Source organism: Marinitoga sp. 1155, assembly GCF_001021175.1.
GTDB lineage: Bacteria > Thermotogota > Thermotogae > Petrotogales > Petrotogaceae > Marinitoga.
The window spans coordinates 84280-98782 of record NZ_AZAX01000011.1; the positions used below are offsets into that span (position 1 = coordinate 84280).

At 27.6% G+C, this 14503-nt stretch carries 13 protein-coding genes; 4 read left to right on the forward strand and 9 right to left on the reverse strand.

Annotated elements, in window-relative coordinates; all coding sequences use genetic code 11:
• The 3 genes from disA to X274_RS04630 are packed head-to-tail and all read right to left on the reverse strand — an operon-like array spanning nucleotide 1 to nucleotide 4938.
• Nucleotides 1-1086, reverse strand: a complete 1086-nt coding sequence (gene disA, locus X274_RS04620) for a DNA integrity scanning diadenylate cyclase DisA (RefSeq protein ID WP_047265637.1) — start codon at nucleotides 1084-1086, stop codon at nucleotides 1-3.
• A 16-nt stretch (nucleotides 1087-1102) separates the two neighbouring features.
• Entirely contained in the window at nucleotides 1103-2443 is a 1341-nt protein-coding gene (gene radA / locus X274_RS04625) for a DNA repair protein RadA (protein ID WP_047265638.1), read from the reverse strand.
• Nucleotides 2443-4938, reverse strand: a complete 2496-nt coding sequence (locus X274_RS04630; protein WP_047265639.1) for an ATP-dependent Clp protease ATP-binding subunit — start codon at nucleotides 4936-4938, stop codon at nucleotides 2443-2445. Before X274_RS04630 ends, radA begins: the two co-directional genes overlap by 1 nt.
• 193 nt (nucleotides 4939-5131) lie before the next feature.
• Here X274_RS04630 and X274_RS04635 point away from each other — a divergent pair, with 193 nt between their 5' ends.
• From X274_RS04635 to X274_RS04650, 4 genes are all read left to right on the forward strand, one after another.
• Nucleotides 5132-6397 (forward strand): SLC13 family permease, encoded by a 1266-nt coding sequence (locus X274_RS04635; RefSeq protein WP_047265640.1) that lies wholly within the window; start codon nucleotides 5132-5134, stop codon nucleotides 6395-6397.
• Nucleotides 6398-6428: 31 nt separating this feature from the next.
• A complete protein-coding gene (locus X274_RS04640; RefSeq protein WP_047265641.1) occupies nucleotides 6429-6980 on the forward strand; it encodes a macro domain-containing protein in 552 nt (183 codons plus the stop codon).
• A 1-nt stretch (nucleotide 6981) separates the two neighbouring features.
• Nucleotides 6982-7566: a hypothetical protein gene (locus X274_RS04645; protein WP_047265642.1), complete on the forward strand. Its 585-nt coding sequence runs from the start codon at nucleotides 6982-6984 to the stop codon at nucleotides 7564-7566.
• Nucleotides 7567-7882: 316 nt separating this feature from the next.
• Nucleotides 7883-9232, forward strand: a complete 1350-nt coding sequence (locus tag X274_RS04650) for an FAD-dependent oxidoreductase (protein WP_052913176.1) — start codon at nucleotides 7883-7885, stop codon at nucleotides 9230-9232.
• 203 nt (nucleotides 9233-9435) lie between these two features.
• Here X274_RS04650 and X274_RS04655 read toward each other — a convergent pair whose 3' ends face one another.
• The 6 genes from X274_RS04655 to X274_RS04680 form a co-directional block, all read right to left on the reverse strand.
• Nucleotides 9436-10743: a hypothetical protein gene (locus X274_RS04655; protein WP_047265643.1), complete on the reverse strand. Its 1308-nt coding sequence runs from the start codon at nucleotides 10741-10743 to the stop codon at nucleotides 9436-9438.
• 4 nt (nucleotides 10744-10747) lie between these two features.
• Nucleotides 10748-11104: a hypothetical protein gene (locus X274_RS04660; protein ID WP_047265644.1), complete on the reverse strand. Its 357-nt coding sequence runs from the start codon at nucleotides 11102-11104 to the stop codon at nucleotides 10748-10750.
• A 53-nt stretch (nucleotides 11105-11157) separates the two neighbouring features.
• A complete protein-coding gene (locus X274_RS04665; RefSeq protein WP_047265645.1) occupies nucleotides 11158-12144 on the reverse strand; it encodes a hypothetical protein in 987 nt (328 codons plus the stop codon).
• A 14-nt stretch (nucleotides 12145-12158) separates the two neighbouring features.
• A complete protein-coding gene (locus X274_RS04670) occupies nucleotides 12159-12761 on the reverse strand; it encodes a hypothetical protein (protein ID WP_047265646.1) in 603 nt (200 codons plus the stop codon).
• Nucleotides 12762-12775: 14 nt separating this feature from the next.
• The gene (locus X274_RS04675) at nucleotides 12776-14203 is read right to left on the reverse strand and encodes an apolipoprotein N-acyltransferase (RefSeq protein ID WP_047265647.1); all 1428 of its coding nucleotides are present in this window, start codon (nucleotides 14201-14203) and stop codon (nucleotides 12776-12778) included.
• A 2-nt stretch (nucleotides 14204-14205) separates the two neighbouring features.
• On the reverse strand, nucleotides 14206-14503 hold a 298-nt coding region (locus X274_RS04680; RefSeq protein WP_047265648.1), incomplete at its 5' end, for a cysteine peptidase family C39 domain-containing protein.

The window sequence follows — 14503 nt, forward strand, 5'->3', positions numbered from 1 at the left end:
TTACTCCTCCATTTCAGATGATAACTTCTCCGAAAATTCACTTTTCCTTTTTATAGCTCTGTTAATCCTTTCTGCACGTTTTTTACCTATTCCTGGTACATTTATTAATTCATCCATATTTGCTTTCATTAAAGAATCTAAGTTTTTAAATGTTTCCACAACATTCCTCACAATAATTGAAGGAATTCTGGTTGAATAAAGTAATCTAAATCCACGTGGTGAAACAAAAAATTCTTCCAGATCATTTTCAGTTTCTATATCATATCCCAATTTTTGCGCAATTATTTTCATATTTAAAAAATCTTCTGTTTTCAAACCATTAAATAAAGTCAACGAATCCTGTGGATATTGGTAATCCAATAAATTCATGGAATAATCCATTATCAAAGCACCCAGATATCTCGGGGTTATTCTATAAATTTCATTAATCTCAAGTCTTGAACTTTCGGCTGCTTCACCCAATTCTAAAAGGTATTTCTCGGCTTTTTCTGCAACTTTCAAAGTCATAAATCCTTTTGAGATGGCTTCTACAACATTTGATAATATAACTCTATTCTCCATTTCTGCAATATTTATTTCAGATAATAATTCAAAAAAGCTCTGCTTATATCTTTGAGCGACAGCTATCTCCTGATTTAATCTTGGTAATATTACTATCTCAGGATATAAAACTCTACTATTACTTCCATGATATATAGAAACCTGATTTCTTCTTTTTGATACTGCAATTAATATTTCATTTGTTTGTTTTGCCATTCTCTCTGCAGTTCTATGTCTCATTCCTGTCTGGTAACTCGGAATATCACTCGATGGATTTAATTGTGTATTTGCATATAAAATCTTAGTTGCATCTTTATTTAATACAATAGCGCCATCCATTTTTGCCAATTCATATAACCTTTCCGGTTCAAAATCACAATCTATAATAAAACCAAGTTGTATTAACCCTTTTTCAAGATGTTCTTCTGCCTTATCTGTTAAAAAAATCAATGCACCTAAATTTGCAGAAATAATCAAATCTATTCCTGTTCTTAATCTTTTTCCAGGAGCAAGAATGCTGAGAATTTCATCAAAAGCTGGTTTCATTTAAATCACCCCTTATTCAGGAAAAAAATTTTTTTAACATAGTGGTAAGATTTTTTATTTTTATTATATCCTTATATTCTAATTTTGAATTTGGTATAACTATATTTGTTATTCCTATTTTTCTTGCAAAATCAATTCTTTTCTCCAAACTTCTAATATGCCTTACATTTCCATCCAGCCCTATTTCTCCCATAACAACTATAGAATCAACTGTTGAAATATCAAATAAAGATGAAAGTAACGCATATGCAATTGCCAAATCACTTGAAGTATCTGATATTTTAAAACCACCAGAAGTACTTAAAAATATATCTTTTGACTCAAAGGGTAGCCTTAATCTTTTGCTCAAAACAGCTATTATCATAAGTAGTCTATCAAGCGGAGCACCTGAGGTTACTCTCCTAGGATTTCCATATACCGGTTTGCTTACCAATGCCTGTATTTCAATAGGAATTAACTTACTTCCTTCTTTAACAATAGTTAAAACATTGCCAGATGCATTTTTATAATCTTTTAAAAAATACTGTGTATATTCAGAAATAACTTTTAAGCCTATTTGAGTCATTTCAAACATTAAAATTTCATCGGTTGGACCATATCTGTTTTTCAAAATTCTGAGCATTCTTAATCCGGAAGTTTTTTCAAGTTCAAATTGCAAAACTGCATCAACCATATGCTCTAATATTTTTGGACCTGCTATAATACCTCCTTTTGTTACGTGACCAACAACTATTAAAGTTATACCTTTTTTCTTACAATATTCAGAAAGATACCGTGTTACTTCTTTTACCTGTAATACACTACCTGCATATGATGAAAACTTTTCTGATTTTATGGTTTGAATAGAATCTATTATCAACAAATCTGGTTTATCCTTCAATTTTTCTATTAATGAAACTATTTTTTCCATAGAATTTTCAAAAACAAGTCCTATTTTGCTCTTATTTGTTTTTACATTTAACCTTTTAAATCTCTGAAATACTTGTTCTGCAGATTCCTCACCAGATACATATATAACTGTTTTTTCATTTCCTATATTGGAGGAAAGCTGAGTTAAAAGCGTGCTTTTCCCAATACCTGGTTCACCAGCCAGAAGATATACACCGCTCTCTACTAAACCCCCATATAAAATTTCGTCTAATTCTTTAAATCCTGTTTTTATTTTTACTGGTTCTTTTATATCATCGGTTAAAAATAATATTTCAGAAGTTGATTGTACAGTCGTATTATCAAAAACATCCGCGGTGAATTCCACCGCGGTATTCCATTCATTACATGAAGGACATTTTGCAAACCATTTTGTACTTTCATAACCACATTCAGAACAAACAAAATATTTTTGATTCTTTTTGGCCATTATAGCACCTTCTGTTTAGATGATGTTTTTCTTCCTTTTTTAAAGTGAATATTATCATTTTTAATTTCTATTATTATTCTGTCTCCTTCTTTAAATCTACCTTTTAATATTTCTTCTGATAATGGATCTTCTAAATATCTTTGAATAGCTCGTTTAAGTGGTCTGGCTCCGAATATTGGATCAAAACCTTTTTCCACTAAAAAGTCTATAGCTTCTTCTTTGAATTTTAAATGCAAATCTTTTTCATTTAATCGTTTTTCCAAATCTTTTAATTGAATTTTTATTATTTCTTTCATATCTTTCTTTGTAAGAGGATGGAACACAACCGTTTCATCTAATCTATTTAAAAATTCCGGTTTAAATGCTTTTCTAACCTCTTCCATTACAGACAGTTTTATTTCATTATACTTTTTCTCTTCAGATTCGTCATCCACAAATCCCATAGACCGTTTGGTTTTATTAATTGTTTCACTGCCAAGATTACTGGTCATAATGATAATAGCATTTCTAAAATCTACTATTCTTCCCTGCGAATCTGTTAATCGTCCATCATCCATAATCTGTAATAATATATTATAAACATCAGGATGAGCCTTTTCAATTTCATCTAATAAAATGACGGAATATGGTCTTCTTCTTACTGCTTCAGTTAATTGTCCACCTTCTTCATAACCAACATATCCTGGAGGAGCTCCAACTAATCTTGAAACGTTAAATTTCTCCATATATTCAGACATATCTATTCTTACCAATGCTTTTTCATCACCAAATAAATATTCAGCAATTGTTTTTGCAAGTTCTGTTTTTCCTACACCGGTTGGCCCTAAAAACAGAAATACCCCTGTTGGTCTTTTTGGATCTTTAATCCCACTTCTTGCGCGTCTTATCGCTTTTGATACTGCTTTTATAGCATCATCCTGTCCTATCACTCTTTCATGTAATACTGCTTCAAGGTTTAAAAGCCTTTCCATTTCAGACATTTCTAATTTTTTCAAAGGAACACCCGTCCAATCTGAAACTACCTCTGAAATATTCTCTTCTGTAATTTCTATTATATCCTTTTCCGCGTTTTTTCTCCATTCTGAATATTTTTTTGAATATTTTTTCTTTAATTCATTGATCTGATTTTTTATTTCTTCGACTTCGTCATATTTATCTTTTTGAACAAAATACTCTTTTTTGTTCTCTAATTCCGTTATTTTATTTAACATCTTTTTTAAATTTTTTGGCAGAGTCAATGCATTCAATCGCATTCTTGCACCAGCTTCATCTATAAGATCTACAGCTTTATCCGGCAAATATCTGTCTGTAATATATCTTAAAGATAGGTTAACAGCCGCTTCCAACGCCTGATTTGTATATTTTACTTTATGATGTTCTTCATATTTTGATTTTATTCCTTTTAAAATAGCAATTGCCTCTTCATATGTCGGTTCATTTACATATATTTTTTGAAACCTTCTCTCAAGAGCAGGATCTTTTTCAATAAATTTCCTATACTCTGACGGAGTCGTGGCACCTATAACCGTAATATTCCCACTTGCCAGTGCTGGTTTTAAAACATTAGCAGCATCCATTGAAGACCCTTCTGCAGCCCCAGCCTCCACAATCATATGTAATTCATCTATAAACAATATTATATCCTTATTTTTTTCAAGTATTTGCATTAATTTTTTCATTCTCTTTTCAAATTCACCACGATATTTTGTTCCTGCAACAAGAGAAGTTAAATCAAGAGAAAAAATGCATTTATTTTTCAAAACTTCTGGAACATCACCTTTTATTATCTTTTCAGCCAATCCTTCAACAATAGCACTTTTACCAACTCCTGCTTCACCAATCAAAACAGGATTATTCTTTTTCCTTCGTGCTAATATTTCCATTAACCTTCTTATTTCAACTTCTCTGCCAATGACTGGATCCAATTCATCTTTTGCAGCTTTATCCGTCAAATCAGTTCCATAACCTTCAAGCTGCTTAATCGCATTTTGTCTCTGTCTAAGTCTTTCATCATCCTTTTCAACAAATGGTGATACTCCTTTTTCATTCTCATTTTTGTTTAACATTAAATCTGCTAATTTTTTTCTCATTTCAACAAGGTTTATACCCAATCTTCGTAAAACATGCGCTGCTATCCCTTCGCCTTCACGACATATCCCAAGCAATAAGTGTTCGGCATCTATTTGTGAAGTTCCAAGAATTTCTGATTCATCATAAGCTAATTCTATAATTCTTTTAGCTCTTGGAGTAGGTTGAGGGGATGACCCTACAATATTATGCGAAGCGTTTACTCCAACGATATTTGTTATTTCTGATTTTATTTTTCCGTATGTTAAATTATAATACGAAAAAATCTGAGTTAAGTATTTTCCACTAACTTTTAAAAGTCCCAATAACAGATGTTCTGTTCCTACATAAGGATGTCCCATAAATCTTGCTTCATTTTGGGCTTCGATAAAAACTTTAGCCGCTCTATCTGTAAAGTTATCAAACATATTATCACCTCCGTATCTAATAGATATTTTAACACATTTTCACTAAATTATGAAGAATATACCTTTAAAATTATTGATTTTCATCGCTATATACTCTTAAAACTTTTTTAAACCTTAAAATATTTTTCAAGAGAAATTTAAAGAAAAAGAGTTTAATTATGATGTTAAAACTATCTAATTGGAGGCGGTCTATATGTCAGCGTTTGTTGTTTTACTGATAACCATAGTAGCATATTATTTTATTATCTTTGCAAAAAACGTTAAAAAATCTATTATTACCTTTCTCTTTGGTATTCTACTATTCATATTAAAACCTGTAGACGGCCTGGAATTTGAAAATATTGGAAGAATTGTAAGTTTTGAAACACTCGGAATACTATTGGGAATGATGATCATAGTAGAAATATTAAAAGAAAGTGGTTTTTTTACATTTGCCGCTGTTAATGCAATAAAATTAAGCAGATATAAATTCTGGGTAGTTTTGACATTGCTAATGCTATTAGTCGCTCTTTTTTCTGCATTTTTAGATAATCTCATTACAATTATGCTTATTGCTCCTATTATATTTTTAGTTGCTGATACGCTTGAAATAAACCCTGTTCCGTTGATGCTGTTAACAATAACCATTGACAATATCGGTGGAATGAGTACTTTAATCGGTAGTCCTCTTAATATTGTTTTAGGTTCCATCGGTGAGCTTCATTTTACAAAATTCTTAATTACAATGCTTCCAATTACAACATTATCATTTATTTCAGTTCTTATTATGTTTAAATTCAACAACAAAGTAGACACAAAAACTTTCAATGAAAAATTAAAAACACTATCTAATATGGATCCTGAAAAAGCTATTGAAAATAAGTCATTGATGTATAAAGGGGTTACAATATTTATTATTGTTTTAATGGGTTTTATGTTTCATTCTGTAATAAAGATAGATCTGGCTTTAATCGCTACTTTTGGAGCTTTAATACTTATGTTGTTAACCCAAAAAGATTTTGAAAGCATGTCAAAAGATTTAGATTGGGATACCATGTTTTTTTACGCTGGCTTATTTACAATAGCTTTTTCATTAGAGGAAATCGGTGTAACTAAAATGATTGCAAATATTTTTAACCCTTTAATAGGTTCTCCGATAATATTAATGATAGTAATTATGTGGTCTTCTGCGATTGTTATTCCATTTTTGAGCGCAGTGCCAGGAACACTCATATTAGCCCCTGTTATTAAATTATTAGTATTAAATGGAGCTCCTTATGAATTATGGTACGCTTATGCTATTGGTGCAAATTTAGGTACCAATTTAACTCCTTTAGGTGCTGTTCAGAATATTGTCGGAGTATCTTTACTTGAAAAGAATTACAACAAAACTGTTACCTTTAATGAGTATATGAAAAAATCCTTTTTCCCTGTTTTAATTCCTTTAATTTTAGGTACTATCTATTTATTTTTTATTTAATTTTCTAATGATTGTACCTGGAGGTGTTGTTATGAATAAAGTATTATTTGAAAAGAAAATAAACAACATCGTTTTAAAAATTATTATAGGTGATTTAACAAAAGAAAAGGTTGATGCAATTGTAAATGCGGCTAATTCTTATCTTTCTCATGGTGGTGGCGTTGCTGCAGCCATCGTTAAAGCAGGAGGATATCAAATTCAAAAAGAAAGTGATGAATATATTAAAAATAATGGTATAATAAAAACAGGTGAAGTTGCCGTTACAAAAGCAGGTTCTTTACCTGTTAAATATGTCATTCACACAGTTGGACCTGTATGGCACGGAGGAAATGACAACGAAGAGAAATTGCTTTATAATTCTGTTTTTAATTCTTTTAAAAAAGCTGACGAAATGAAAATTTCTTCAATTTCTTTACCTGCAATAAGTTCTGGAATATTTGGCTATCCATTTGAAAAAGCATGCAAAACCTATTTAAAAGCCGTAAATGATTTTTCAAAAATATCCTTATACTTAAAAGAAATAAGATTTTGTTTTTTAGAAAAAAATAGAGCTTTCACATTTATGAAAGTCATAGGAGGATAAAATGGCAACTTTAAAAATCCACAATGAAAAAAGAAAAACAAAACATTTATTGTCTGAAAAAATTAAATCAACTAAAAAAATTGAAAATAACGTTAAGCAACAAAAAGAAATAGTCGAAAATATTTCTTCCGGAAATGCTTTAATTGGATGGTTGAAAATTATTTTTTCAAGCTTTAACTTTTTAATATCCTTTTTTTTAACTTTACTTATGAGTATAATATATTTTCAAAAACCGCTAATCCAGAGTATGCTTGGAAGTCAATTCACACTTGATGTTTTTAATATAATGATTCTTGGAATATTATATCTTTCTTATAGTATTTTTGAACAATTTAATGCTATTTATTATTTAAAGGGTAAAATAAGAGCAACTAAAATTACAGCTTTTATGAAATTTTTAATATCTATGATTATGATATTTTCGATTTTATATTTAATATTCAAATATGGGATTCAATGGTTTGGACTTTCACTATTTGGAAAAACTTCACTTGGAAAAAATCAATTATTTTATATACCAAGCATTGTATATTTGACTTATTCTGTTTTTTTATCTTTACTGTCTTACTACGATATATTAAATTAATATTTTAGGTTGTCTAAAAAGTCTCAAATGAAACGAAGGCTCGAAGATTGCCCTTAAAATTATGAATGGAAGCCGTCAAAAAAACAGGACGTTTTTTTGAGTGAAGCTTTTTCATGGATGAAAAATCTGAACGACGGCTGAGAATGAATAATTTTAAGGATAAGCAATCGAGCTGCCTAAGTGAATTTGACTTTTTAGACATCGTATTAATATTTTGTATAGATTAGTTATTATTTCAAGGAGCTATGCTCCTTAATTGTTTAAAGATAATGTTAATATTAATAGCAAAATATTAATAATAAACGGAGGTGTTGTTATGAAAAAAATGGAATACGATGTTGTAATTTTAGGCGGAGTAGCCGCTGGAACAAGTGCAGCAGCAAGTGCAAAGAGGATAAATAAAAATTTGAAAATAGCTATTTTTCAAAAAGAACCATATATATCTTATGGCGGATGTGGTTTGCCATATGTCATTAGCGGCGATGTTGAATCCGCTGAATCTGTAATTGCCTTAACCCCTGAAAAATTTAAAGAAAAAAAAGGTGCTGATGTTTTTGTAGAACATGAGGCTTATAATATCGATTTTTCAAATAAAGTTGTATATATAAAATCACAAAATGATGAAAAAATTGTTTCGTATAATAAACTAGTGGTTTCTACCGGTGCATCTCCAATAATCCCTTCATTTGATACCTGGGGAGAAAATGGTATTTTTAAATTAAGAAATCCTGATGATGCAAGAAACATTTTAAATTTTATACATAAGAATAACCCTAAAAAAGCAATTATAATTGGAGGAGGTTTTATCGGAATTGAAACTGCCGAAGCATTAAAAAAACATAATATAGATATTACTATAATAGAGGGAACTGACCATATTCTTGGTGAAATCGAACCTGAAATTCATGAAGAGTTTATGAATAGTTTAAAAGATAAAGGAATTACATTTGTTTTGAATACTTTTGCAGAGAATATTATAAAAGAAAATGGGATATTTAAAGTAATTACAAAAGATAGCGTTTATGCTGCTGATATGATTATAGTGTCAATAGGCGTAAAACCAAATACAGCATTTTTAAAAGAATCTGGTTTAATAATGGCAAAAAATGGTGCTATTATAGTAAATGAAAAAATGGAAACAAATATAAAAGATGTTTATGCAGCCGGTGACTGTGCAACAGTAAATCATTTTATTACAAAAGAAAACGTTTATATCCCACTTGGAACTACGGCAAACAAGCAGGGAAGGATTGCGGGAAAAAATATTGCTGGTGGAAATGATTCATTTATAGGTGTTGTTGGTTCATTAATTACAAAATTTGAAGATATTGAATATGCAAAAACTGGTTTAACTTTAAAAAAGGCGAAAGAAAAAGGATATGATGCGGAAGCTGTATTTATTAAATCGGGAAGCAAAGCCCACTATTACAAAGGCTCGAAAAAATTAAAAATTAAACTTGTTTTTGAGAAAAAAACTGGAAAGATTTTAGGAGCACAATTTGTAGGTGGTGAAACTCACCCAAGGTTGAATACAATTACTTCATTGTTATACACAAACGGCACAGTCGATATGCTAAGAAATATGGATCTGGCTTATTCACCTCCATTTTCTCCAGTATGGGATATTGACCTTGTAGCAGCAACACAGGCAATTAAAAAAATATAAGCGTCAAACTCAGGAAAAATTTAATACTATATAGACAAAATCAAGATAAAATTGTTTAGAATTATTACTCATGATTTAACCTCCCTGTAAAAGTGTATAGTTTGATTTTACCGAATCAAATAATAATTTAACCAATTATATTGCACACCAGGGAGGTAAACTTTTTAAAAAGCTAATATGAAAGCATTGTGAACAATGGTATTTTAGAATTTTTGAAGATGGTATTTTATTTCTTTAAATATAACAAATCTTTCATAAAATTTATCATATACATAATAATATAGTATATTGTTTATTTTTTTTATTTTTATATCAGTAGGTATAAATTTATATGGTTGAACAGGTTCTTTATCCCCAAAATTCAAAAATATTTTTGCATTTTTTTCAACTAAACCTATATCTTTAATTTCATATTTTTTTATAAAACACAAATTTCCTGTATTTGTGTATCCCATTTTTGGGTCAGTTGTTAATAAATATAAATTATTTTCTATTAATTCTGCTGCATGCGTAATTTGTTCATATCTAAAAGAATATCTTGTATCAATAATTTTATTTCTTTCAGTTATTCCATCTTCTGTAATCTTCCATAAAGCAAGTCTGTTTATTTTTTTATAAAGATTATATTCTTGATTATTAATATTTTCTTCAAATATCAGTAAATATGGTATTTCTTTATCTTCTAATAAAAATGATTCCATTTTACTTGTTTCAAATAATTCCTGCTTTATTTCATATTCTTTTTTTATTCCATATATTGTATATCCAAAGTATTTTTCTTTTTTATTTAATGAACTATATTTTCGATATATAACACTATGAATTTTTTTTGAATTTATATATTCATATACATTACTAATTATATGAATATTTTCATTTTTATCTATCATCATTTCCTTTCCGTGGCTATATCCAACTACAGAAATATTTTTATTATAATAATCTTCTTTTGTTTTCTTGGAAATAAGGTTTGCAATATCTTCAAAAATATAAAAATCTATCATTTTAAAATCTTTGTTAAATACGCTTATTCCACTGTTTGTAAAAAAGTATATTTTCCCATTTTTTTCTTTTATATCTCTAACAGCAAGTCCTTCTGCAAATGGTGGTGGTGCAAATTTTTTAATTTGTATTTTTTTTATTTTTTTAGTTTTTAGATTGATAACATAAACAAAGGCTTTACGTTCTTTTAAATCTAAATAATCAACGGGCATTCCATATGATACAACTACTCCTTTAAAAATATATATATTATTACCATCTTCGCTAACTATCCAATACATAGAAGATAATGGAAAATATTCATTTATTATTTCTTTCGGTATAGTAATAATCTCTTCTTCTGAAATATCTGAACCATCATCAAATTTATATTTTTTGTCTGTTGCTATTGTATATATTGGTTTTAAATTTAATGGTTTTATTTCTCTAAAATAATATTTTAATTCATGAGGAAATATAATTACCAACATTGCAACTAAAAAAAAGTATAGGATTATATATTTTTTCATTTTCTTACCATCCTTTCACCCTAAGTTTTATATATTGATAATTCATTTTTCTTGCTTCGATATTTGCAATATTAATTTTATTGCGATGTTCCAATATTTTATTTTCTATTATCATTGAATAATCAAAAATTTTTAATTTTATTCCGGCATTTAAATTACCATAAAATCTATCATTATAAGGATAATTAGTGTATATGGAAAAATTCGATAATTCATAAAATTCTGTTTTCTCGTTTTCTAATACTACTTGAAAATCTTTTCCATTAAATATTTTTAAAAAATATTTCTTAAAATATTCTCCATTGTTAGAAAATATAGTTATACACAATATTGTATAAAAAAATATTATTATCCTTTTCATGTCTTACCACCCTTCATTATTATATGGAGGAGTTGATAACTCCTCCATATTTTTTAAATATCTAAACTTAGAACATATAGTATATAATTTTCTTTGTTTATAAGATATATATTTTTTTCATCCGAATCTAGTATTAAATTGTTTATACTTCCCACTTTTTTATCGATCACTTCTTTTATCGGTATTTTTTTAAATAGTTTTGAGTATCCTTTTTCATCTGTTCTTGTGTCTATTATATAAAAATTCTTTTCATCCATTATTATTATATAATTTTTAAATTTTGTGATTTTTATATAATCTTCGATAAAACTACTATATATTTCTCTTTCTTCATTTTCTGATATAAAATCAAACTGTGTTTCTATTACCGAATATTCTCTGTTGCTAAAGTTTTTAATATTTAAATCAAAATCATATTTTATTATACTTATATGCGGATATTTAAAAGTTGTATCATATACAATAACATAGACATTATTATTTACAATCATTATTTTGTTTTTATTAGGAAAACCATTTCCTTTTTTACTTACTCCATTATTTATATTATAATAATATAAATATCCTTCTTCATTAATTAAAAAAATATCGTTATCCCTGGCATCAAATGAAATAAAGGAAGTGTAGCGAATTTCTCCTTTTATTTTTATCGTTTTTTCTTCATTATTTTTAGGTGAAAATATATACAATTTTCTTTTTTCACCAATCTGATCTATTATATAAATTTTATCATTTATTACTTTTAAAAATTCGGTGTAATATGGTTGTTTTGAAAATGGATTACTTTTTACTAAAACCGGTAGAGAAAAGTTTTTAAAAAATTCAAAAAAATTAGTTACCTCTTCATTATAAATATTATATCTTTCAATATTTAAATTATCAATATCTTTTATTAAAAAAATCTGACCATTATTTGTTCCAATATACTTATCTAAATCAACTTTAATAGGATCAATATATATTTTATTTTTCATTGATAAATTATGCGAAAAAATCATTACATTAATAAAAACTATTAATACTATTATAAATTTTCTCACTTTTTCACCTCTCGTTAATAGTTAATTTTAACATATCTTGGAGCAAGCACTTCTAATTTATCTCTTCTTGTTCCAGATGGCATATCTATTCTTATTATTTTTCCATCTTTCCATTTTTCTCTTTTAGCATAAACAATATATTCAATCTCTTCTTTAAATTTAACAACATATCCCTGATGACGCGGAGGAATTGTTACAGGAAAAGATACAATTTTACTTTTATTTTTTTTATGAGTATATCCGCCACTTGCTTTCCATATTTTAAGGAATTCAGCTCCACCAGAAACTTCCCATTCATGTGTAAGTGTTTCATTAAGTGTAAATGTAAAAGACATTTTTTTATAATAATCAGGATTTTCTACTGCTGGAGATATAGTTGTTTCAGGACCTTTATATATTATCTTTTTACTATTATCATCTATAATAGAATAATATCTATATCCTGTATAACCTCCACTATTACCTCCACCATTATTACTACCAGCACCAATAATGTTTTTCATTTCATCATTAGTTAAAACTTTTACATTAACAACTTTTGAATCAGCAAAAATATTTACTGGAATCATATTCACAAACATCATCAACAAAATAGCATATATCACTACCTTTTTCATTTTCCATCCTCCCATCATTTTTTTCTTTGTTTTTTCAATAGCGCGCTATTGTTGATTAATATTACAATTATTATTGTAAATATTAAATAATATAACTTTATTCCATATTTGGAATAAAATGTTTTATTTAATTTTTTTATCGGTATTTCATAGGTTATAATTTCCTTTTTATATAACTTTGATGATTTTAATATCTTTCCATCAGGAGATATTATTTGTGATACTCCTGAATTTGTTGCCTGAATTATGTATATATTGTTTTCTGCTGCTCGAAATACTCCATGTGCTGACATTAAATATGGTACTATACTGTAGCCAAACATTCCATTATTGCTTGCTATTATTACTACATCAGCACCTTTGTTTTTTAATTCAGGTGTTATTTCAGGAAACACCACTTCAAAACATATTTCGAATCCTATATTTAAATCTTCTATATCAATAATTTTTAATTCTTTTCCTTTTTCAAATACTTTTTCATAATATGGTACAAGCTTGTTTTTGTAATATTTCCCTATTATTTTTCCATTCTTTGAAATAATAAATATGGAATTATATTCTTTATCCTCAGGAGTTAAATCAGGTGTTCCTATTATTAAATTAGCTTTATTTTCTCTTACAAACTCTAATATTTTATTTCTGTAGTTTGGTAATCGTATCATCCATCTATGAACTGCAGTTTCAGGCCAGATGATTATATTTGGCGAGTATTCTTTTGAGCTTTTTAATGAAAGATTTATGTATTCTTTGAATATCTTATAACTTAATTCATTGTTATTTTGCGATACCTCATATTCCCTCGATGATATATTTCCCTGTATTATTGCCAATTTAATTGTTTTTACTTTATTTTCCATTATATCTTTTTGAGAATTGATTCTCATATAGGGTAAAATCAAGATCAACAAAGAAATTATCAAAAACATTTTATATTTTTTATTCTTTAAAAGATAATATAACCAATAATTCGTTGCTATTATAATAAAAGATAATCCCATCATTCCTATATATTTTGAAAAAAATAGAAATATTCCTATATTATATAACGCTATACCAGGATGAGGCGTAAATCCATGAAATATTTTACTTGAAAAGTACTCCTCAAATAACCAGAATGAAGATATTACAAACATTTTTTGATATGTTTTATATTTATAATTCTCTATTTTTTTTACAAATCTTCCAAAGGAATAAAAAAGTGTCGTTACTATTAAAACAAAGGATAAAAAGCCAGCAAATTTATACTTTAATTCTATTTGCGATGTAAAAATAAATGAAGAGTTCATTATTGATACTAATACAGAAAATAATAATATCTTTCTTTTTTGAAGCTGGTTATTTATATAATAAAAAAATGGTATAAATGCATAAAAAATAAAGAAAAAAGTTCTAAATGGTGGATTTGAAAAGTAAAAGAATACCCCCGTTACAAGAGCAAACATTTTTATTCTCCTTCTAATTTCATTGTTTTAATTTTGAAGTATATGCCACTCCAAATTTTCAAAAAATCAAAATAATATACTTTTATATAACCAATTTGAGGATCAAAGGCATATATATTATTATTTTTAATATTTTCTATAACAATGTAGTGGTTATTATTTATGTATGCTATAACAGGCTTTCTTATGTTTTTTAAACTTTCAAAATCACCTTTTAATCCAATGCCTTCAAATCCTATCCTTTCTACAGCTTTTTTTAATCCTGAAAGGGTTGTTCCTTTTTGTTCTGTTCCTGCAATT

What these genes read in the sequence shown, in the direction of transcription:
- disA (WP_047265637.1), bottom strand. Translation starts at nt 1,086, where the DNA reads ATGAAACCAGCTTTTGATGAAATTCTCAGCATTCTTGCTCCTGGAAAA.
- radA (WP_047265638.1), bottom strand. Translation starts at nt 2,443, where the DNA reads ATGGCCAAAAAGAATCAAAAATATTTTGTTTGTTCTGAATGTGGTTAT.
- X274_RS04630 (WP_047265639.1), bottom strand. Translation starts at nt 4,938, where the DNA reads ATGTTTGATAACTTTACAGATAGAGCGGCTAAAGTTTTTATCGAAGCC.
- X274_RS04635 (WP_047265640.1), top strand. Translation starts at nt 5,132, where the DNA reads ATGTCAGCGTTTGTTGTTTTACTGATAACCATAGTAGCATATTATTTT.
- X274_RS04640 (WP_047265641.1), top strand. Translation starts at nt 6,429, where the DNA reads ATGAATAAAGTATTATTTGAAAAGAAAATAAACAACATCGTTTTAAAA.
- X274_RS04645 (WP_047265642.1), top strand. Translation starts at nt 6,982, where the DNA reads ATGGCAACTTTAAAAATCCACAATGAAAAAAGAAAAACAAAACATTTA.
- X274_RS04650 (WP_052913176.1), top strand. Translation starts at nt 7,883, where the DNA reads ATGAAAAAAATGGAATACGATGTTGTAATTTTAGGCGGAGTAGCCGCT.
- X274_RS04655 (WP_047265643.1), bottom strand. Translation starts at nt 10,743, where the DNA reads ATGAAAAAATATATAATCCTATACTTTTTTTTAGTTGCAATGTTGGTA.
- X274_RS04660 (WP_047265644.1), bottom strand. Translation starts at nt 11,104, where the DNA reads ATGAAAAGGATAATAATATTTTTTTATACAATATTGTGTATAACTATA.
- X274_RS04670 (WP_047265646.1), bottom strand. Translation starts at nt 12,761, where the DNA reads ATGAAAAAGGTAGTGATATATGCTATTTTGTTGATGATGTTTGTGAAT.
- X274_RS04675 (WP_047265647.1), bottom strand. Translation starts at nt 14,203, where the DNA reads ATGTTTGCTCTTGTAACGGGGGTATTCTTTTACTTTTCAAATCCACCA.